Here is a 20379-nt window from a genome sequence, read left to right as displayed (position 1 = left end):
AGGACCCGCTCGCATGTCCCGATTCATCAAGGTGGCGGCCGCTGCGTCGGCTGCCGTCCTGGCCCTGGCCGCCTGCGGCGGAGGCGGGGACGACTCGTCGTCCACCGGCTCCGCCGGCGGCGGCGCCACCGTCACCGACGCCCAGGTCGAGGCCGCGCTCCAGAAGGGTGGCACCCTCACGGTGTGGGCCTGGGAGCCGACCCTCTCCGACGTCGTCACGAAGTTCCAGGAGAAGTACCCGAACGTCAAGGTCGACCTCGTCAACGCGGGCACCGGCGACAAGCAGTACACCGCCCTGCAGAACGCCATCGCCGCCGGCAAGGGCGTCCCGGACGTCGGGCAGATCGAGTACTACGCCCTGCCGCAGTTCGCCATCGGCAAGGCGCTGACCAACCTCAACTCGTACGGCGCCGAGGCCCTCAAGGCCGACTTCAACCCCGGCCCGTGGAACTCGGTCAACTCGGGCGGCGGCGTCTACGGCCTGCCGATGGACTCGGGCCCGATGGCGCTGTTCTACAACAAGGAAGTCTTCGACAAGCACAAGATCGAGGTCCCCAAGACGTGGACCGAGTATCTGGAGGCCGCGCGCAAGCTGCACAAGGCGGACCCGAAGGCCTACATCACCAACGACACCGGTGACGCGGGCCTCACCACCAGCCTCATCTGGCAGGCCGGCGGCAAGCCCTACCAGGTCGACGGCACGAACGTCACGATCAACTTCAACGACGCCGGCTCGCAGGAGTTCGTGAAGGTGTGGCAGACGCTGATCACCGAGAAGCTGCTCGCGCCGATCAGCTCGTGGAGCGACCAGTGGTTCCAGGGCATGGGCAACGGCTCGATCGCCACGGTCGCCACCGGCGCGTGGATGCCGGCCAACTTCGTCACCAGCGCCCCGGCCGGTAAGGGCAAGTGGCGCGCGGCCGAGCTGCCGCAGTGGACCGCCGGCCAGAACGCCAGCGCCGAGAACGGCGGCAGCGCTCTTTCGATCATGGAGAAGGGCGCCAACAAGGAGCTCGCGTACGGCTTCCTGAAGTACGCCAACGACGGCGACGGCGTGCAGGTCCGCGTCGACGGCGGCGCTTTCCCGGCCACCAGCAAGACCCTGGCCGACCCGAAGTGGCTGGGCGACGAGTTCGAGTACTTCGGCGGCCAGAAGGCCAACGAGATCTTCGCCAAGTCGGCCCAGAACGTCGTCACCGGCTGGTCGTACCTGCCGTTCCAGGTCTACTCGAACAGCGTCTTCAACGACACCGTGGGCAAGGCGTACGTCTCGAGCACCACCCTCGCCGACGGTCTGAAGGCCTGGCAGGACCAGTCCGCCAAGTACGGCAACGAGCAGGGCTTCACCGTCAAGTAACTCCCTCTTTGGAGATTCTGTGCAAAACCCCCGTTGGCTGCGCCGGGCCGGAGACCCTCGTCTCGAGTACGGCGCGGACTACAACCCCGAGCAGTGGCCCCGCGAGGTGTGGGACGACGACGTGCGCGCGATGCGCGAGGCCGGCGTCACCATCGTCTCGCTCGGCATCTTCTCGTGGGCGCGCCTCGAAACGGCCGAGGGCGAGTACGACTTCGGCTGGCTCGACGAGGCGATCAACCTGTTGCACGCCAACGGGATCGCGGTCGACCTGGCCACGGCGACGGCCTCGCCGCCGCCGTGGCTGACGACCCGGCACCCGGAGATCCTGCCGGTGGACAAGCAGGGCAACACCATCTGGCCGGGCGGCCGCCAGCAGTGGCGGCCGACCTCGCCGATCTTCCGTTCGTACGCGCTGCGACTGGTCCGTGAGCTCGCTTCGCGGTACGGGAACCACCCCGCTGTCGTGGCCTGGCACGTCAGCAACGAGCTGGGCTGCCACAACGTGTACGACTTCTCGGACGACGCGGCGGCGGCGTTCCGCACCTGGCTGCGGGCCCGCTACGCGTCGATCGACGAGCTCAACGAGGCCTGGGGCACCGCGTTCTGGTCGCAGTGGTACACCGACTTCGAGCAGATCCTGCCCCCGCGGCAGGCGGCCACCCACCCCAACCCGACCCAGCAGCTCGACTTCAAGCGGTTCTCGTCGGACGCGCTCAAGGACTACCTGATCGCCGAGCGCGACCTGCTCCGCGAGATCACGCCCGACATCCCGGTCACCACCAACTTCATGGTGATGGGCGAGACCCGGGGCATGGACTACGCGGACTGGGCGGCCGAAGTCGACTTCATTTCCAACGACCACTACCGGCTGCCCGGCGAGCAGACGCTCGACGAGCTGTCGTTCTCGGCCAACCTCACCGGCAACCTGGCGGGCGGCCGGCCGTGGTTCCTCATGGAGCACTCGACCAGCGCCGTCAACTGGCAGCCGATCAACCAGGCCAAGAAGCCGGGCGAGCTGGAACGCGACTCGCTGACCCACGTGGCCCACGGCGCTGACGCGGTCTGCTTCTTCCAGTGGCGGCAGTCGCGGGCCGGGGCCGAGAAGTACCACTCGGCGATGTACCCGCACGCGGGCACGGATTCTCAGCTGTTCCGGGACGTGGTCGCGCTCGGCGGCACGTTGCGCTCGCTGGCGGATCTGGCGGGCACACCGCGTACGCCGGCCAAGGCGGCGATCCTGTTCGACTGGACCTCGTGGTGGGCGGTCGAGCAGGACTCGCACCCGACCGAGCAGCTGCGCTACCGCCAGGAGGCGCTCGACTGGTACACGGCGTTCCTCGACCTGGGCGTACGGGCCGACGTCGTGCCGGTCGAGGCCGACCTCGGCGGGTACGACGTCGTGGTGGCGCCGATCCTGCACGTGACGCCGGCGCCGCTGGCCGCTCGTCTGGGCGCTTTCGCCGGGAACGGTGGTCACCTGATCACCACGTACTTCTCGGGGATCGTCGACGGGAACGACCACGTCTGGCTCGGCGGCTACCCGGGCGCGCTGCGGGACCTGCTGGGCATCCGCATCGAGGAGTTCGGGCCGCTGCTCGACGGCGAGACCGCCGAGCTCGACAACGGTCTGACCGGCACGCTGTGGACCGACCGGATCGACCTGGCCACCGACGACACGGCCGTGCTGGCCTCCTACAAGACCGGCGACCAGGCCGGCCGTCCCGCCATCACCCGCCGCGAGGTCGGTGACGGCTCGGCCGCGTACGTCTCGACCCGGCTCGGCCCCGACGGCCTGGCGCTGGTGCTGGGCGACCTGCTGGCCCGGGCCGGCGTGACCAGCGAGCTGCCGGCCGAGCTGCGCGGCAAGGTCGAGCTGGCCGTCCGCGGGGAAACCCGATTCGTCATCAACCGCACCGACGACCCGGTCGACATCACCGCCCTCGGCGGCTCCGGCCGCACTCTCACCGCCAGGGGAGTGGCGGTGCTCCGCGCCTGAGTCCCAGCCCAGGCGCGACCCGGCCCGGCAGCGGAGAAATCCGCGGCCGGGCCGGTTGTTCTCTCAGGGACGGCCGGGGACGGCCGATAGGTCCCTCGGAGGTTGCCTTGTGTCGGACGCTCAGGTCGAAGTGCTCTACGAGAGCGCGCGCACCCGAGTCGTACGATCCGCGCCCGCGGGCGACCGGCCCGGCCTGATCCGCAAGGAGCTGCGCGGGCCGGACGCGGTCGAGCGCTGCCGGCGCGAGCGCGAGACCCTGACACGCCTGGCCGCCGTTCCCGGTGTCGTCCGGCTGGCCGGTGGCACACCACGCGACACCGAGCTGGTGCTGCTCGACGTGGGCGACAGCCTCGCCACCTGGATCGGGGCCGGCCACCGCCCGATGAGCGCCGTCTGCGACGTCGCGCTCCGGCTCACCCGGGTGGTCGCTGCCGTGCACGCGGCCGGCGTCGTGCACAAGGACATCAACCCGGCCAACGTCGTGCTCGACGGGCTCGACCCGGTGCTCATCGACTTCGAGCTGGCCACCACGGCCGCCGAGGAGCGGCCCGGCTTCACCCACCAGAGCCAGGTGGCGGGCACCCTGGCCTATCTCGCGCCGGAGCAGACCGGGCGCACCGGCCGGGCCGTCGACCGTCGCTCCGACCTCTACGCGCTCGGCGCGACCCTGTTCGAGCTGGTCACCGGGCGCCCGCCGTTCACCGGCGCCAACCCGCTCGAACTGCTGCACGACCACCTGGCCCGGCGTCCGGTTCGGGTCACCCAGCTCGTCCCGGCCGCGCCGCCGATGCTGGCCGCGATCATCGACCGGCTGCTCGAGAAGGAGCCGGACCGGCGCTATCAGAGCGCCGAGGGGTGCGCCCACGACCTGGCCCGTCTTGGTGACGGCCCGTTCGAGCTGGGCGCCCGCGACTTCCCGGCCCGGCTGACCGCCCCGTCGCGCCTGATCGGGCGGGACGCCGAGGTCGCCGTGCTGCGGACCGCCTTCGACGAGGCGCTGGCGGGCCGCGTGCGCGGCCTGTTGATCAGCGGGCCCTCCGGGGTCGGCAAGACCGCCCTGGTCAACGAGCTGCGGGCGCTGGTCACGGCGGCCGGCGGCTGGTTCGTCACCGGCAAGTTCGACCAGTACCGCCAGGACACGGCGTCCGACGCGATGGCCGCTGCCCTCCGCGCGCTGGCCCGGCTGCTGCTGGGCGAGAACGAGACCGACCTGACGCGGCTGCGGGCCGTGCTGGGCCCGGCCCTGGGCGACAACGCCGGCCTGCTCGCCGCCCTCGTCCCCGAGGTGGCGCCGCTGCTGGGGATCGAGCCGGAGCCGCCCCGGGGCGATCAGGCCGAGGTGCAGGGCCGGCTGTTCCAGGCCGCGCTGGCATTCATCCGCACGGTCGTCTCGCCCGCCCGGCCCCTGGTGCTCGTGGTCGACGACGTGCAATGGGCGGCCGCCACCCCGACCGCGTTCATCGAGACGTTGCTCACCGCGGAGGGGCTGCCGGGTCTGCTGGTGATCGGTGCGTACCGCGAGGAGGAGGTCGACGCCTCGCATCCGCTGTCGGCCGTGCTCACCCGCTGGCAGCGCCTCGAACCGCCGCCCGGCGAGCTGCGCCTGCGCAACCTGCCTCCGGACGACGTCACCACGCTGCTGGCCGAGGTGCTGCGGCTGCCGGCCGAACGGGCCGCCGGCCTGGCCGCCGCCATCGCGCCGCGCACCGGCGGCAACCCGTTCGACTCCGTCGAGCTGATCAACAGCCTGCGGGCCGGCGGCGTCCTGGCCCCCTCGGACGACGGGTGGGACTGGGACGTCGACGCCGTCCGCCGCTGGGTCGGCGACTCCGACATCGGCGACCTGCTGGTGGCCCGGCTCGACCGGCTCCCGCGTTCCTGCCGCCGGGTGCTCACGGTGATGGCCGCGCTGGGCGGTGAGACGGGGTTCGACCTGCTGGCGGCCGGGCTTCGCAGCACCGCGGCCGACGTCGAGACCCGGCTGCGGCCCGCGTTGGAGGACGGGCTCGTCGTCCTCGACGAGGGCGTCGCGTTCCGGCACGACCGGGTGCAGCAGGCGGCGTACGCCCTCACCCCGCCCGCGGCCCGGCGGCTGCTCCACCTGGTGCTGGCCGAGCGGCTGGCCGGCCGGCCGGAGCATGCCGCTGTCGCCGCCCAGCAGTACCTGCCCGCGGCGGGCCTGGTCGCCGGAACCGGGCACCGTCGTCAGGTGGCCGAGCTGCTCCGATCGACCGCGGCCGGCCTCCGGATGATCAACTACCCGGTCGCCGAACGCTATCTGGCTGCCGCCGCGCCGCTGGCCGGCGACGACCCCGCGCTGCTCGACCAAATCCTGATCGATCACCACCGCGCCCTCTACAGCCTCGGCCGCCTGCCCGAGGCCGACACCCTCTGGGCCGGGCTGGCCGGCCGCCTGGACCCGGTGGCACTGGCCGAGCCGGCCGTCGTCCAGATCGAGAGCCTGACCGTCCGCGGACGCGCCGCCGACGCGCTCGACCTGGGCCGGGCACTGCTGGGCCGGCTCGGAGTGGCGCTGCCCGCCCGGGAGCTGGACGACGGGCTCGACCAGTTGCGCGAATGGGCGCCCACGTTACGGGTGGACGACGACCTGATCCGGGCCGACGTCGCCGAACCGGCGCTGGTGGCGGCGTGCCGCCTGCTCGCGCGGATGATGCCGCCCGCCTTCTTCAGCGACCACGAGACGATGGTGTGGCTGATCACCGCCGCTCGCCGGATCTGGTCCGAGCACGGCCCGTCGGCCGCCCTGGTCGTGCCGCTGGCCCACTCCGGCATCGCCGCCATCGGGTTCCGGCGCGATCACGCCACCGGTTACCGCGTCCTGCGGCACCTGGAAGAGGCCGGCGACGCCCGCGGCTGGGACGCCGAGACGGCCGCGGTGCGGTTCCTGGCCTCGGTCAGCACCACGCACTGGTTCGAGCCGGTCGAGCACAGTGTCGAGCTGGCCCGGCTGGCCTACGAGCGGCTCGTGCACGGCGGCGACCTGGCCTTCGCCTGCTTCACCGCGCACACGACCGTGCCCGCCCTGCTGGACTGCGCGCCCACGCTGCCGGCGTTCGAGGCCGAGCTGGTGCGGTCCACCGCGTTCACCAAGCGCGTCGCCAACGAGCAGAACGCCGCCATCATGGCCGAGTTCGACGAGCTGCACGAGCTGCTGACCACCGGCCCGGGCGGCCCTCCGGCCGACACCGGCCCCGGCGGCAATCCGATGGCGAACGCCTACCGCAGCATCCTGCAGGCGCTGGCCGCGGCCTTCTTCGGTGACGTTCCGGCGCTGGTCGCTCGGGCCGATGCCATCGAACGCTCGTTGCCGTTCATCGAGGGCAACTACTTCACCGCCACCGCCCGGTTCGTGCGCGCCTACGCCCTCCTGGCCGCGAACCGCGCCGACGAGGCCGAGCCGCTGCTGAGCTGGCTGGACCAGCGGGCGGCCGACGCCCCGGCGAACTTCCAGCACCTCGCCCGGTGGCTGGCCGCCGAACGAGCGTGGGCGGCCGGCGACTCGGCCGCCGGCGGCCTGTTCGACGAGGCGCTGCAGGCTGCCGGCCGCCAGCGCCGCCCCTGGCAGCACGCGTTCCTGGCCGAGCGCGCCGGGCGCTACCAGCTCGCGGCCGGACTCGGCTACGTCGGGCACCGGCTGCTGCGGGACTCCCACGAGCGCTGGACCGACTGGGGCGCGACAGCCAAGGTGGCCGCGCAGGAGCGCGAGTTCCCGTTCCTGCGCGAGCGGCGGACGGGCGCCCCGGCCGCGGGGGCCGGCACGTCCACCACCTTCGCCTCCGAGGCGGTCGACCTGATGGCGGTCGTCGAGGCGTCGCGCGCGCTGAGCTCCGAGACCCGCATCGGTCAGCTCCGCGTCCGGGTGGTCGAGATCCTGGCCTCGCTCACCGGCGCGACCAGGGTGCACCTGCTGACCCGCGACGACGAGGCGGGGGACTGGACGGACGGGCGGTCGGTGATCACGGCCGGCCGGGTGCCGCTGAGCATCGTCCGCTACGTCGAGCGCACCCAGGCGCCGCTGGTGCTCGACAACGCGGTCGACGACCCCCGGTTCGCCCAGGACCCGTACCTGGACGGGGTCGAGCTCTGCGCGGTGCTCGCGGTGACCGTGGTGTCGCACGGCGAGCCGAGGGCCATGCTCGTGCTCGAGAACCGCCTCTGGCGCGGCACATTCACCGACCAGCGGCTCGACGTCGTCCGCATCATCGGCAGTCAGCTCGTCGTCTCCATCGAGAACGCCGACCTGTACGCGTCGCTCGAACGCAAGGTGGCCGACCGCACCGAGCAACTGCGGCTGGCCAACGCCCAGCTCCAGATCCTCAGCGGCACCGACGCGCTCACCGGGCTGGCCAACCGCCGCCACCTCGACCAGGTGCTCGAGCGCTCGTGGCAGGCCGACGGGGCCGAGCCGCTGGGTCTCATGATGATCGATATCGACCATTTCAAGCTCTACAACGACCGCCTGGGACACGCAGCCGGCGACGACTGCCTGCGCAAGGTGGCCCGGGCGATCGCGGCCGCGGTCGGGGAGAAGGGCCTGGTCGCCCGGTACGGCGGCGAGGAGTTCACCGTGGTGCTGGCCGGCGCCGGCACGGCCGCGGCGGTCGAGCTGGCCGAACGGGTGCAGCGGGCGGTGCACGAGCTCGGCGAGGCCCACCCGGCGGCGCCCGGCGGCGTGGTCACGGTCAGCGTCGGCGTCAGCTGCGAGGTGCCCGCGGGCGACCGTACCGTCGCCGACCTGGTCGCGGACGCGGACGACGGGCTCTACGAGGCCAAGCGGGGCGGGCGCGACCAGGTGCGGACCGGTCGCCGGGCCGCACCCCGCCCGGCCGTCAGTTCTTAGCGCCCGCCGCGTAGCGTGCGGGGATGCTGTCCTTTCCCCAGCCCGCCACCGTGGCCGAGGCGGAGAAGATCCAGGACGAGTTGCGGGCGGGACTGGTCGGCGGCTCGGCGCCGATCGAGCTGCCCCGCACGGTGGTCGGGCTCGACGTGACGTACGAGGTGGGCTCGGCGCGGGCCGTCGCGGCGGCGGTCGTGGTCGACGTGGCCACCCTCGCCGTCGCCGAGGTGGCGACCTTCGCGGGCGAGAGCCGTTTCCCGTACGTGCCCGGTCTGCTGGCCTTCCGCGAGGTGCCCCTGCTGCTGGCCGCCGTCGAGCGCCTGTCCGCACCGCCGTCCCTGCTGATCTGCGACGGCTACGGGCTGGCCCACCCGCGGCGCTTCGGTCTGGCCTGCCATCTCGGCGTGCTGCTCGACCTCCCGTCGTACGGCGTGGCCAAGACCGCCTTCGTCGGTCGCTCCACCGACCCGGCGCCTGCTCGCGGCGCGTCGTCGGCGCTGGTCGACGAGGGCGAGGTCGTCGGGAGCGTCGTGCGCACCCGCACCGACGTGAAGCCGGTGTTCGTCTCGGCCGGCCACCGCATCGGCCTGGCCGACTGCGTCGACCTGACGGTCCGGCTCAGCGGTCGCTACCGCATTCCCGAACCGACCCGCCAGGCCGACATCGTCTCGCGGAGCACGTTGCGGTCGCTCTGACTGTTCGCGCTGTGGGCGTTCAGAAGACGGTGAAGCGCCGCGCGAATCCCCGTTGACGCATGGGTTCGCTCCCTTGAAGGGCTGTGCTCCGTATCGGGGTGTCCCGGGAACATCACCCGACCGGGTGAAACGCGGACAAAGCCGGGCATCGACCGGTGCTGTCGTGGCCGGTGGGGCGCAAGATCACAGCTCGTACACAATGCATTCAAAGCCGCTACCTGGGGCCCTCGGGCACGTTGTGCTGACGTAAACCCCGCGCCCTGGGAGGCGGCATGGCACGACGCGTGTTTCTTCATATCGGTGCGCCCAAGACGGGCAGCACCTACGTCCAGAACGTGCTGTGGAACAACGCGGAGCCGTTGCAGCGGGCGGGCATTCTGCTGCCCGGCAAGTTCTCGGCCCACGACGAGGCCATGGCCGACCTGCGCGGGCTCAACTGGCACGCGACGCCGGCCTGGTCGTGGGACCGGCTCGCCGGCCGCGCGGCCGCCTTCCCGGGCGACGTGGTCATCACGAACGAGGGGCTCGGCGCCGCCACCAGCGAGCAGGCGGCTCGCGCCGTCCGCAGCCTGCAGCCGGCCGAGGTGCACATCGTCGTGGCTGCCCGCGACCTCTGGCGGACCTTCCCGTCCATGTGGCAGCAGAGCATCCGGTCGCGCAGCGTCTGGAGCTTCGAGGACTTCATCCGGGCCGTGGAGCGGGGACGCTTCGAGGACTTCTGGGAGCACTACACGGCCAACCGGATGCTGCGCCGGTGGGGTGACCTGGTGCCGGCCGGGAACCGGCACCTGATCACCGTGCCCGGGCCGGGTGCGCCACGGGACACGCTGTGGCGGCGGTTCGCCGAGGTCATCGGTATCCCCGACGAGGTCTGCGACCTGACCGTGCCGATGGGGGCGAACACGTCGCTCGGTGCGGCCGAGGTCGAGGTGCTGCGCCGGGTCAACCAGGCGCTCGGCGACCGGTATCCGCACCGGGCGCCCTACCAGCGCGCCGTGCAGCGGCACCTGGTCGACGCGGTGCTCAAGAACCGCACGAACGACCTGCGGTTCGGCGTGGGCCCGGAACGAGCCGAGTGGGTGCTCGACCTGGCCGAGCAGCAGATCAAGGATCTCGACGACTACCCGTGCGAGGTGGTCGGCGACCTGGCCGAGTTGCGCCCGGTCGACCCGCGGCCCCAGCCGACGCCCGATCGTGTGCGCCACGACCAGCTGCTGGAGACCGCGATCGAGACCATCATCGGCATGATCAGCCACGCCGAGCAGCTGCACGGCCTGGTGCCCGAGCCCCGGGTCAGCTCGATCGAGCGCCTGCGCCGCCGCGCCGCCGGCAAGGTGAAGCGGGGCCTGCGGAAGGTGAAGGCGGCCCCGCGGCAGAGATTCTGAACCTTGTACGGCTCTGACCCGTATCCGAGGGAGGCCACGCCCTCGAACCGGGAGACTCCGCTTTGCCGAAGATCCGTCGCCTTCTGGGCGGCCTCCTGACCGTGGCCGCGGCCGTGCTGATCGTCGTGGCTCTGGTCGTGCCCGACGCGGTCACCCGGGCCAAGGCGGGCACGTTCCTGCCGGGGGCCTTCCTGCGGGTGCCGATCGAGGTGATCCTGGCCGGCGCGGTCGCGCTGGCCCTGCCCGCGCGCTGGCGCAAGCCGTTCGCGGTGCTGGCCGGGCTGGGACTCGCGGCGCTGGTCGTCCTCAAGATCGCCAACGCCGGTTTCCGTACGGTGCTCGGGCGCAAGTTCGACCCGGTGCTCGACCCGCCGCTGCTCCGCGACGGCTACAACGCCCTGACCGAGACCGACGGCCGGACGTACGCGAACCTGACCGTCGTCCTGGCCGTCGTCGGGGTAGTCGCGCTGGTCGCGGCCCTGGTGCTGTCGGCCGTCCGCCTCGTCAAGGTGAGCACGCGGCACACGCTGCCGGCCCGGCGCCTGCTGGCCGGCCTGAGCGCGGTCTGGGTCGCCCTGGCGCTGAGCGGGCTGACGCTGTTCCCCAACGCGCCCGTCGCCTCCGACTCGGGGATCACCCTGGCCAAGTCGACCGTGCGGCAGATCCCCGCCACGATCCGCGACGAGCGGCAGTTCGCGGCGGCGGTGCGGCACGACCCGTACGCCTCGGTGCCCGCCGGCGACCTGGTCGCCGGGCTCAAGGGCAAGGACGTGATCATCGGGGTGGTCGAGAGCCTCGGCCACAGCTCGCTGACCGATCCGCAGATGTCGGCCGTCGTCAACCCGGCCCTCGACGCGGCGAACGCCAAGCTGGGCGGGGCCGGCTTCCACGCGCGGACCGGCTGGCTGACCTCGTCGACGTACGGCGGGGGCAGCTGGCTGGCGCACGGCTCGTTCCAGTCCGGGCTGTGGATCACCTCGCAGCGCCGGTACGACGAGATGGTCACCGGCGACCGGCTGACGCTGACCCGGGCCTTCAAGGACGCCGGATGGCAGACCGCGGGCATGGAGCCCGGCAACACCAAGGACTGGCCCGAGGCGGGCTTCTACGGCTACGACACCGTGTTCGACTCGCGGAACATGGGCTACCAGGGGCCCGACTTCGGGTGGTCGCGGATGCCCGACCAGTTCGTGCTCGACACGTTCCAGCGCGAGATCTACGCCAAGGCCACCAAGCCGGTGATGGCCGAGATCACGCTGACCTCCAGCCATGAGCCGTGGACGCACATCCCCTCGATGGTGCCGTGGGACTCGGTCGGCGACGGCAAGGTCTTCGAGTCGCAGGTGGTGGGGGCGCCGGAACGCAGCGAGCTCTGGGCCGATCCGGTGAAGGCCCAGGCCGCGTACGCGAAGACGCTCGCCTACTCCGTCGACAGCCTCACCTCGTGGGCCGCCGACTACGCCGACGACGACGCGGTCCTCATCATGTTCGGCGACCACCAGCCGATGTCCGTCATCACGGGCCGCAACGCGAGCCACGACGTGCCCGTATCGATCATCGCCAAGGACCCGGCGGTGCTCGACCAGATCGCCGCCTGGGGCTGGACCGACGGCCTGAAGCCGGCGGCGGACGGCCCGGTCTGGCGGATGGACGAGTTCCGCGACAAGTTCTTCGCCGCCTACGGCCGCGAGAACGGGATGGCGCTGGGCCCCCGCTGAGGCCGATCGATCCGACCGCTACCTGGGTTACCTGCGGGTTGTGTGCTCCGGGCGAGGCTGCGCCCCAGAATTCCGTACGAGAAGAAAGCTCAACCACCGCCCGCCGGAACCGATCGCAGGGCCGACGCTTGTGACGTCTGCGAGGCGCAACCCGTCCGCACCGGGACGGGCACCGGGCGCGCACCGAGCGGCCTGGAATCTCTTCCATGCCCGGCCGACAACGGCTGGACAACAGGAGGAGATTCGATGCTTCGTAAGTCCGTGTACTCGCTGGCCGCACTCGTCGCCGGGCTCGGCGCCGTGTTCGCGACCGGCCCGGCCACGGCTCAGGCCGCCACGACGCCCGCTGCCAAGCCCGCGCCCTGTGTGACCGATGCGAAGCTGGTTCCGAGCTGCGGCGTGCTGTGGGGAGCCGCCGCCGGCGGGTTCACCAACCGGCCGCGCGACCTCGAGCACAGGAACTGGGAGAAGCTGAGCGGGCGTACCGCGACGATCTTCCACACGTATCATAAGGGTGACGAGAAGTTCCCGACCGCTGCCGAGATCGCCATGGTGCGCGAGCCCGGCAAGCCGCGGGTGCTGCTGCTGAACTGGCGGGTCGAGTACGGCTCGACGTGGGCCAACGTGGCCGCGGGCAAGCTCGACGCGCGCATCGACGCCTTCGCGGCCCGGGTCAAGGCGACCCTGCCCGAGAAGTTCTTCCTGGTGCTCAACCACGAGCCCGAGGACGACGTGCGCACGGACGCCGCATCGGGAATGACCGCTAAGCACTTCGCGGCGTCGTACCGTCACGTGATCAAGCGGCTGAAGTCGAAGGGCCTCGGCAACATGGTCAATGTCGTCGCCTACATGGGCAACGAGAAGTGGATGGCGCAGTCGTGGTGGAAGGACCTGTACCCGGGTGACGACGTCGTCGACTGGATCGGCCTCGACTCGTACGTCAGCGCCGAGAAGAACTACTACCACGCCGGCGTCTTCGCCGACCTGCTCGACCGCAAGGCCAAGGGCGGCGAGGGCTTCTACTCGTGGGCGACCACCAAGCACGCGTCGAAGCCGCTGATGGTCGCCGAGTGGGGCGCCTACCACCGCATCGGCAAGGTTGTGGACAAGGCCCGGCAGTTCAACAGCGTGCTGCCCGAGCTGGCCAAGCGGCCCAAGGTGAAGGCGATCGTCTACTTCGACACCAAGGCTGACAAGTTCGGCGACCGCGACATCAGCATCGACAGCGCGCCGTCGAGCCTGGCCGCGTTCCGCAAGCTCGCCGCCAGCCCGAAGTTCACCGTCCAGCTCAGGCTCAAGTAAGCACCGGCAACGAATCCAGACCGAAGACGATGGATGCCCGGCGGAGTCGCAGCTCGTGCGGCGGCACCGCCGGGCGCATCTGTGGATGACGGTCGAACAGAGCCGGATAGGCTATCCGCAACTCCATGCGGGCCAGCTCGGCGCCGATGCAGCGGTGCACCCCGTAGCCGAAGGCCAGGTGGGAGCGGCCCAGCGGTCGCGCCGGGTCGATGCTGTCCGGGTTCTCGAAGCGCGGGTCGCGGTCGGCGCCGCTGAGCGAGCAGACCACGACGTCGCCCTCGCGGATATCCACTCCGGAAATCGTGTGGGCCGCGGTGGCCACGCGCGGAAAGGCGACCTGGACGACGGTCAGGTAGCGCAGCAGCTCCTCGATGGTCGGGTCGAGCTGACTGTCCAGCCGGCCGCGCAGGTGGCGGTCGGTCATCAGCGCGTACGAGCCGAGCGCGATCATGCTGGCCGACGTCTCCAGCCCGCCGGTGAGCACTCCGTCGGCCAGGCCGGCCAGCTCGCGATCGTCGATGGCGTCACCGTGCGCGCGGATGAGCGATCCGAGCAGCCCCTCCCCGGGTGCCCGGCGTTGCCGTTCGATCAGGTCCCCGAGGTACGCGAGCGAGCCGCCGACCGCGTCCAGCGAGGCTCCCGTGCCGCCGACCAGGTCGAACCGGGCCGTGCTCAGCTCCTGGAAGTGCTTCCGGTCCTCGTACGGCACCCCCAGCAGCTCGCAGATCGTGAGCGCCGGCACCGGCAGCGCGAAGTCGTGCCACAGGTCCGCCTCGCGGCCCATCCCGTCGAGCCGCTCCCGCACGATCGCCTCGATCCGGGGACGCAGCCGGGAGAGCCGCCGCAACGTGAATTCCGGCGTCAGCAGCTTGCGAAGCCGCGTGTGCACCGGGGGATCGGCGAATCCGAGCCCGCCCGGGTCCTGGTCGACCCGGATCCCGACGCGGCCCGCGAACCGCCCGAAGTCGTTGCTGTAACCGTCGAGGCTGCCCAGCACCTCCCGGACCGGCTCGTAGCCGCTGATCAGCCAGGCGCGGAGCCCGCACGGCACCGGCAGCCGGGCCACCGGGCCGCGGCCGTGCCGGACGGGGTCGAGTCCATCGCGCTGAAGCGGCCAGAGAAGGCCGCCGGGCAGGCGCCGGACCAGCAGCCCGAACATCTGCGCGCGCATTGCCGCCACCAGCGAGGTCATCCCCATACCCCGACCATCAGGGGTGGCGGGGTGGTGGCGACGCCAAATGACGTTTCCGTCCCGCAGATGGTCGACCAGATCGGCCAGTTCCGGGATGTGGCGGGCGTCGGCGAGCGCCTGGCGGAGGATCTCGTCGTGCGTTCGCGACGGTTCCCGGGCCGCAGACCCGGGTCATGCACTACGCGTCGACTGCTCCGACGCTGGCGTCGGGCGCCACCATCGCGGCCTTCAACCTGGGCAACGCGCTCGGGGCGTGGGCGGGCGGAACTGCCATCGCGGCCGGCCTGGGCTACAGGTCGCCGATCTGGGCCGGAGCCGTGATCACCCTCGCCGGCCTGGCCGTGATGGTCACCGCCGCGGCCCTCACCCGCTCCCCGGCCCGCGAGGTGGCCCTGGTCGCTTGATCGGGTGGGTCGGCTGGTCTCCGCCGGGCCGAGGGCGTGACTCGGACTCAGTCCTCGTACAGGAGGGTGGTGCCGGGCGTCCAGCCGGAGACGTCGGCCAGGCGGCCGCGCCAGAGGGAGCCGGGCTCGCTGTGGTTGGTGCCGGGGCTGTGGATGTGCGTGTTGCGCAGGTGGATGTGGCGGGTGGGGGCCATCAGCGCGGTGTACTGACGGTGGGTGATCTCGCCGCCGGTGTCACGGATCTTGATGGCCTCGTGGGCCAGGTCGGACTGTTCCTTCACGTGTTCGGCGGTGCCCACGTAGAAGGCGTCCTCGTGGTCGTTGAGCTCGCTCACCTCGGCGAACCACTGCCACTGAGGAATCAGCTCGCCGCTCACCAGCAGGCCGTGCACGCTCAGGCTCAGCGGCACGCCCGGGTTCACCGGCTCGGTCAGGCGGTCCATCTGGGCCACGTACGTGCCCAGGACGCTGTCAGGTTCGGCCCAGTCGATCCGGTCGGCGGCCCCGTTGAGATCCACGCAGCCGACTCTAAGGTCAGCGGCGGGCCGTGCGGGCGCTAACAGCGGAGTTGATCACACCGGCCGACCGGTCACGAGCGGCGGCGCTACCACGAGCGAGACGACCGAGTCGCGGCCTCGACGGGCGCGTTCATGCGTGCCGGGCCGCCCGCCACGCGGCCCCTTTGCGCTTGGGGGCCCGGGCCAGCCAGGCGTCCTGCACGACCTCGGCCAGTTCGGCCCGGCTCAGCCGGCCGATGTCGCGGCCCAGCAGGAGCACGGCCAGGTAGCCGTTCCAGTGCGGCGTGGTGAAGAACGGGGTGGACTCGTCCTGGACGAGGGCCTGCTTCTCGGCCTCGGACTCGACGTGGAAGGCGATCACGTCGGTGTAGGGCTCGCCCGATTCGGGGTCGAAGGCGTCCTTGCGCGGCGCGCGGAAGAAGACGAAGGTCTTGCTGCCGACGGCGAATCCGGGCCGCTCGGCGTCGCCGCCCACCACGACGTCGGGCAGGGCGGTCGCCAGCTCATGGATGTCCTCGACCCGCGCGGGCCGATCGTCGCCATCGGACATGCCGTCAGCCTAGTCGAGCCCGGCCGGCGCCCGGGACCCTCAGGCGCCGAACCAGGACATGCTCCGGCCGTGGCCCTCGGTCCAGGCCAGCGGCTTGCCGTCCAGGGACAGGACGTTCTTGTGGCGGCCGTCGCCGGGCGGGGCGGGCAGATCGGCGTACTCGATGATGTCGGGGTCCTCGACGGCGACCCAGCACACCGGCAGCGAGGCGGTCAGCGCGATGAACGCCCGGCGGTGGGGGTCCGGCACCTGGTAGAGCACCGACGTGTGGAAGACGACGCGGGTGGCGTCGGCCGGCGCCTCGGCAACCAGCGCCGGTAGCTCGTCGACCAGGTCGCCGCGGACCAGCCGGGGTGGGTCGGCCGCCGCGATGGCCGCCGCCTGGCGCAGCCGGTCGCGGCGGTGGTCGTGTTCGGGCCAGATCAGCGCCTCCAGCCAGCCGCGGTCGGCCGGCGAGGTGATGTCGAGCGGGTTCAGGTCGATGCCCGCCCGCCACACCACCTCGGGCAGCGCGGCCGGCGGCGTCAGGCCGGTGGCGGCGCAGTCCAGCTGGGGGCCGGACGAACCGAGCATGACATCGCCGTACCGGTAGGAGTACCGGTCGGGATAGAGGTTGAGCCCGGCCGAGGCGCCCACCTCGATCAGCGCGAGGGGCTGGGGCAGCGCCGCCAGCACCGGCAGCAGCAGCGCCGACCGGCCGATCTCGTTGGTCTGCGTTGCTCGCACGCGCAATTCGGCAGCCACCCGCGCCCATTGCGACACGACGAACGCTCGGAAGCGGCCATAGTCGCCGACCGGTCCGGCCAGCCACTGCACGACGGCGAAGAGCAGATTGGGCTGCCGCTTCGGCTCCGGGACCGTGTCGAGCAGGGCGAGCAGTTCGTCGTCGCCGGCCACGGCTCTCGCCAGCCGCTCATAGGTGGGGGAGACGCCGCGCGCCTGCCGTTCGGCGAAATCGAGGTACCAGTAGGCCGCGGTCATGCCCGCATGGTGCCAGAGCGTCCCGCGGCGGGAGGGCGATTGAAGCGTGCCCGACGTGCAAACTTGCCCACCGCGCAATATTGCTGGATGCTTGGCTCAAGCAACGCACCACGGGAGCCCGACAAGATGGAAGACGTGCTGGCCACCCAGCTGCTGGAGCTGTCCCAGCTCATCCGCAAGGCACGGCAGCAGTGGCTGCGGGAGCGGCCCGACGTGCCGATCGGCACGGTGAGCATCCTCAAGTTGATCGGCGAGATCGGGACCGGGCCCGGCGGCGGCTGCCATGCCAAGGACCTGGCCGAGCGCTCCGGGCTCGACCCGTCCACGGTCAGCCGGGAGGTTGCCGCCGCGGTGGGGCAGGGGCTGGTCGAACGCCGCGTCGACAACGCCGACCGCCGGGCGTCGACGCTGGCGCTCACACCGGCCGGACGCGACCTGCTGGCCGCGGCGAGCGCGTGGTTCGGCGCCCTGATCGGGCGGGCCCTCGCCGACTGGCCGGCCGGCGACGCCGAGCGGGTCAGCTGTGATCTCGGACGGCTCGTGGCCGCCCTCTCCGCCGTACTGGAAGAAACGCACACCCTGGAGGCCGCGCGATGAGCGCACCCACCACCTCGCCGGCGTCCGGCGCGCTTCTGAGTCACGGCAGTTCGAGGACGGCGAACTCCGCGGCTCCTTCGCGGACGGTGTCGATCCGGGCGAATCCGCAGCGTTCCAGCAGCCGGATCGACGCTGTGTTGCCCACGTCCGCGGTGGCGTGCAGCGGCCGGGCCGTCTCGATGTCGAGGTACTGCGTCAGCGCCCGCGTCCCCACGCCGCGGCCCCAGAAGGCCCGGCCCAGCCAGTAGCCGACCTCGCGCCGGCCGTTCTGGTTCCACGAGACGACATTGCCGGCTACCGCATCGCCGACCAGGACCGTCCGGGCGCCGACGGCCGGGTCGCCGAGGATCCGCGTGATCCAGTGCGTGACGAACTCGGGGCGCTCGCGGGCCTCGAAGTTCGCTCGCCGTTGCGCCTCCGGCTCCTGCTCGTGGTCGTGGAAGGTGTCGATGTCGGTGATCCGGACCGGTCGCAGGCGCACCTCGGCGTCAGCCATGGGCGAAGTGTGACAGGCGGGCGCATTGAGTCAGCTCACACGCGAAACGAGGTTCGTCGGCGGAAACGGCGGGAACCCCCGATGCACTCTGGGGGGAGCTGAGTTGGGGTGACGACCTACGAGACGATGTCGGAGCCGCGCGGCGGGCTGCCGGCCGACGGCCTGATCGATGCGGACAGCCTGTGCCGGGCGTTGCTGTCGACCGTGTCGGGGACGCTGGGTGGCTGGGTGGCGCGCACGCCGCTGCTGGGCCGCCGGGGGCAGTTGCCGCCGGCGCGCCGGCATTTCGAGCTGGCGCGGGACGCGTACGCCGAAGCGGTTCCGCACGATCTGGTGGGCTCGATCGACGCCGAGGCGATCGCCGGGTGGATCGTCGGGCACTACCGGGACGCCGAGTATCCGGCGGTGTTGCTCGGGTCGCCGCACGGGTCGGCGGCGCACCTCGCCGTGGCGCTCGGGGCGGCCTGGCTGCCGACCAGCGTGCCGATCACGGTGACCTGGCCCGGCGGCTCGCCGGGGGACTGGCCGGGCGCGCTGGAGTGGGGCGCGGAGCTGGCCTCCCGGATCACCGCGCACCATCCGTCGATCACCGTGCGGCAGGTGCACGACCCGTTGCGGGGCGGGCCGCTGTGCGGGGCGACCGTCCGGTTCCACCTGCGGTGGGCGACGCTGCCGGCCGTGTACGAGCGCTTCCTGCGCACCCGGCTCGCGCCCGGTGGCAGCACCCTGCTGACCCGGGATCTGCGCACCTGGCCGGTCACCGCGGTCACCGCCCGGCACAGTTTCCAGGTCGGCAGCCCGGTCGGTGGCAGCAACCCGGAGGATTACTCGCTGACCAACCCGGAGTTCCGCCGGGTCCTCGAAGCGCTGGGAGCGGCGTCCTGGGCGCGGATCGACGCGGACACCCCGCCGCGCTACGCCGAACGGTCGGGCGAGCCGTCGCTCGGTGTCGATCTCGGCCGGCTCGGTTCGGCGTCGCACCGGCTGCTCTACGCCCGGCCCGAGACGCTCAGCGCCTGCGTGGCCGACCTGCTGCGGCAGTGGCGGGCCGGCGCGGAAGACCGGTGCGTGATCGAGTGCGGCCGCCTGCTCGAACCCTGGCTGGCCCGGGCGGGCGCGCTGGTCCCGTACTGGGCCGAGTCGGCCGCCCGCACGACGGTCGAGGCGGCCGAGATGTGGCTGGCCGGGAGCGCCCGCTTCGACCGCGTGGCCGTGCTGCCCGAGCCGCCCGGTCACGCCGGCGTCCACGTGGCGACGCTGGCGCAGTGGCGGTCGCTGGCCTCGTTCGGGCGTCGCCGCGAGCCGGTGGACCGGTTCGCGGCGAGCCGCTACCCGATGCTGCCCGTCGCCTCCGGTCACGCGACCCGCATGCTCGCCGGCGCCCAGCTCCGGCCGCTGCCGCCGGCCATGCCCGTCGCGTACGCGCTGGACCGGCTTCAGCGGTCGGGCTCGACCCTCGGCATGCTGTTCACCTGAGGCATCGCCCGCTGCTCGGCGTGCCGGCTGCCGAAGCCGTCGCGCAGCGGCAGCGGCAGCGTTCCGCCCCGGACGATCGGCGTGATCCCGGTCAGGCCCTGCTGCTCGGCACGCGTCACGAAGTCGCTGAGCGGGGACTTCATCACCTGGTAGTCGTCGTAGTGGATGGGCACGGTGAGCCCGGGCCGGATCAGCGAGGTCAGGTCGGCGCCCTGGCGGTCGTCCATGGTGAGGAGCATGCCGAGCAGCCTGGTGCCGCCCAGGTGGATCAGCATGGCGTCCACCTCGCCGAACCGCCGCGGCACCTGTTCCAGCGCGTCGTGCATCAGCGTGTCGCCGGTGATGTAGACGCGTAGCGCCAGCCGCCCGTCGACCTCGAGTTCCACCACCGAGCCCATGACCTCCGGCAGCAGGCGGTCGGCCAGGCCCGGCCCGTGCCGGCCCGGCGCTGCGGTGACCCGCAGTCGCTGGCGGTCGCGGGTCCACTCGAAACACTCCCACGCCGGCAGCCCGCGCACGGCCAGGTGGCGCCGGCGTCGCAGCCGGCGGCAGGCCGACGGGGTGGTCAGGATGGGCAGGGTGGGCTCGACCCACCGGCGGGCCGCCGCGTCGAAGTGGTCGCCGTGCAGGTGGGACAGCAGGATCCCGTCGACCGCCGTCCCGGCCAGTGCGTCGAGGATCGGATCGCGCACCCGCTTGGTCCACGCGCCGTAGCCCAGGTGGACCCGGCTGCCGGCCGGCCCGAACGCCGGATCGGTCAGCAGGGTGAAGTTTCCGAGCCGAAGCAGGGTGGTGGCGTTGCCGATGAAGGTGACGCTGGCGTGCATCGGGGCCTCCGGCCTGTGCGGGGAGGG

Annotated in this window: 16 protein-coding genes; 10 read left to right on the top strand and 6 right to left on the bottom strand. The window is 72.2% G+C overall.

Translation table 11 applies throughout. The features are described 5' to 3' along the window. Nucleotides 1-13 precede the first annotated feature (13 nt). From LXN57_RS21950 to LXN57_RS21920, 7 genes are all read left to right on the top strand, one after another. Nucleotides 14-1357 carry an ABC transporter substrate-binding protein gene (locus LXN57_RS21950; RefSeq protein WP_251800048.1) on the top strand — a complete coding sequence of 448 codons (1344 nt, stop codon included), beginning with the start codon at nt 14-16 and terminating at the stop codon, nt 1355-1357. Nucleotides 1358-1376: 19 nt separating this feature from the next. After that, nucleotides 1377-3353 (top strand): beta-galactosidase, encoded by a 1977-nt coding sequence (locus LXN57_RS21945; RefSeq protein ID WP_251800047.1) that lies wholly within the window; start codon nt 1377-1379, stop codon nt 3351-3353. A 109-nt stretch (nt 3354-3462) separates the two neighbouring features. Continuing rightward, nucleotides 3463-8214 carry a diguanylate cyclase gene (locus tag LXN57_RS21940; RefSeq protein ID WP_251800046.1) on the top strand — a complete coding sequence of 1584 codons (4752 nt, stop codon included), beginning with the start codon at nt 3463-3465 and terminating at the stop codon, nt 8212-8214. Between the two features lie 131 nt (nt 8215-8345). Continuing rightward, nucleotides 8346-8906: an endonuclease V gene (locus LXN57_RS21935; protein ID WP_251800135.1), complete on the top strand. Its 561-nt coding sequence runs from the start codon at nt 8346-8348 to the stop codon at nt 8904-8906. 272 nt (nt 8907-9178) lie between these two features. After that, nucleotides 9179-10291, top strand: coding sequence for a hypothetical protein (locus LXN57_RS21930; RefSeq protein WP_251800045.1), 1113 nt, complete (start codon nt 9179-9181; stop codon nt 10289-10291). Between the two features lie 62 nt (nt 10292-10353). Beyond that, nucleotides 10354-12009, top strand: coding sequence for a sulfatase-like hydrolase/transferase (locus LXN57_RS21925; RefSeq protein ID WP_251800044.1), 1656 nt, complete (start codon nt 10354-10356; stop codon nt 12007-12009). A 246-nt stretch (nt 12010-12255) separates the two neighbouring features. Beyond that, on the top strand, nt 12256-13311 hold the full coding sequence (locus tag LXN57_RS21920; RefSeq protein WP_251800043.1) for a glycoside hydrolase family 26 protein: 1056 nt from the start codon (nt 12256-12258) through the stop codon (nt 13309-13311). Here the strand turns inward: LXN57_RS21920 and LXN57_RS21915 are convergent. Further along, nucleotides 13304-14509 carry a cytochrome P450 gene (locus LXN57_RS21915; RefSeq protein WP_251800042.1) on the bottom strand — a complete coding sequence of 402 codons (1206 nt, stop codon included), beginning with the start codon at nt 14507-14509 and terminating at the stop codon, nt 13304-13306. The two genes, LXN57_RS21920 and LXN57_RS21915, sit on opposite strands and share 8 nt — an antisense overlap. Nucleotides 14510-14676: 167 nt before the next feature. On the opposite strand from LXN57_RS21915, the gene LXN57_RS21910 reads away from it, so the two are divergent. Further along, nucleotides 14677-14907, top strand: coding sequence for a hypothetical protein (locus tag LXN57_RS21910; RefSeq protein WP_251800041.1), 231 nt, complete (start codon nt 14677-14679; stop codon nt 14905-14907). 47 nt (nt 14908-14954) lie between these two features. On the opposite strand, the gene LXN57_RS21905 is transcribed toward LXN57_RS21910, so the two are convergent. The 3 genes from LXN57_RS21905 to LXN57_RS21895 all read right to left on the bottom strand — a co-directional run bounded on the left by LXN57_RS21905 (nt 14955) and on the right by LXN57_RS21895 (nt 16956). Further along, nucleotides 14955-15425, bottom strand: a complete 471-nt coding sequence (locus LXN57_RS21905; protein WP_251800040.1) for a GvpU-like protein — start codon at nt 15423-15425, stop codon at nt 14955-14957. A gap of 130 nt (nt 15426-15555) precedes the next feature. Next, complete coding sequence (locus tag LXN57_RS21900; protein WP_251800039.1) at nt 15556-15975, bottom strand: MmcQ/YjbR family DNA-binding protein; 420 nt, start codon at nt 15973-15975, stop codon at nt 15556-15558. 39 nt (nt 15976-16014) lie between these two features. Continuing rightward, nucleotides 16015-16956: a DUF2332 domain-containing protein gene (locus LXN57_RS21895; RefSeq protein ID WP_251800038.1), complete on the bottom strand. Its 942-nt coding sequence runs from the start codon at nt 16954-16956 to the stop codon at nt 16015-16017. An 87-nt stretch (nt 16957-17043) separates the two neighbouring features. Here LXN57_RS21895 and LXN57_RS21890 point away from each other — a divergent pair, with 87 nt between their 5' ends. Then, nucleotides 17044-17553 carry a MarR family winged helix-turn-helix transcriptional regulator gene (locus tag LXN57_RS21890; protein WP_251800037.1) on the top strand — a complete coding sequence of 170 codons (510 nt, stop codon included), beginning with the start codon at nt 17044-17046 and terminating at the stop codon, nt 17551-17553. Nucleotides 17554-17593: 40 nt separating this feature from the next. On the opposite strand, the gene LXN57_RS21885 is transcribed toward LXN57_RS21890, so the two are convergent. Then, nucleotides 17594-18049, bottom strand: a complete 456-nt coding sequence (locus LXN57_RS21885) for a GNAT family N-acetyltransferase (RefSeq protein WP_251800036.1) — start codon at nt 18047-18049, stop codon at nt 17594-17596. A 108-nt stretch (nt 18050-18157) separates the two neighbouring features. On the opposite strand from LXN57_RS21885, the gene LXN57_RS21880 reads away from it, so the two are divergent. Further along, nucleotides 18158-19525 (top strand): hypothetical protein, encoded by a 1368-nt coding sequence (locus LXN57_RS21880; RefSeq protein ID WP_251800035.1) that lies wholly within the window; start codon nt 18158-18160, stop codon nt 19523-19525. Here LXN57_RS21880 and LXN57_RS21875 read toward each other — a convergent pair. After that, entirely contained in the window at nt 19486-20352 is an 867-nt protein-coding gene (locus tag LXN57_RS21875) for an MBL fold metallo-hydrolase (protein WP_251800034.1), read from the bottom strand. The genes LXN57_RS21880 and LXN57_RS21875 overlap by 40 nt on opposite strands. Nucleotides 20353-20379: the final 27 nt, after the last annotated feature.

Origin of the sequence: Paractinoplanes hotanensis (assembly GCF_023717965.1) — a bacterium.
Taxonomy (GTDB): Bacteria; Actinomycetota; Actinomycetes; order Mycobacteriales; family Micromonosporaceae; genus Actinoplanes; species Actinoplanes polyasparticus.
This window is presented reverse-complemented; position numbering and strand designations above follow the sequence as displayed.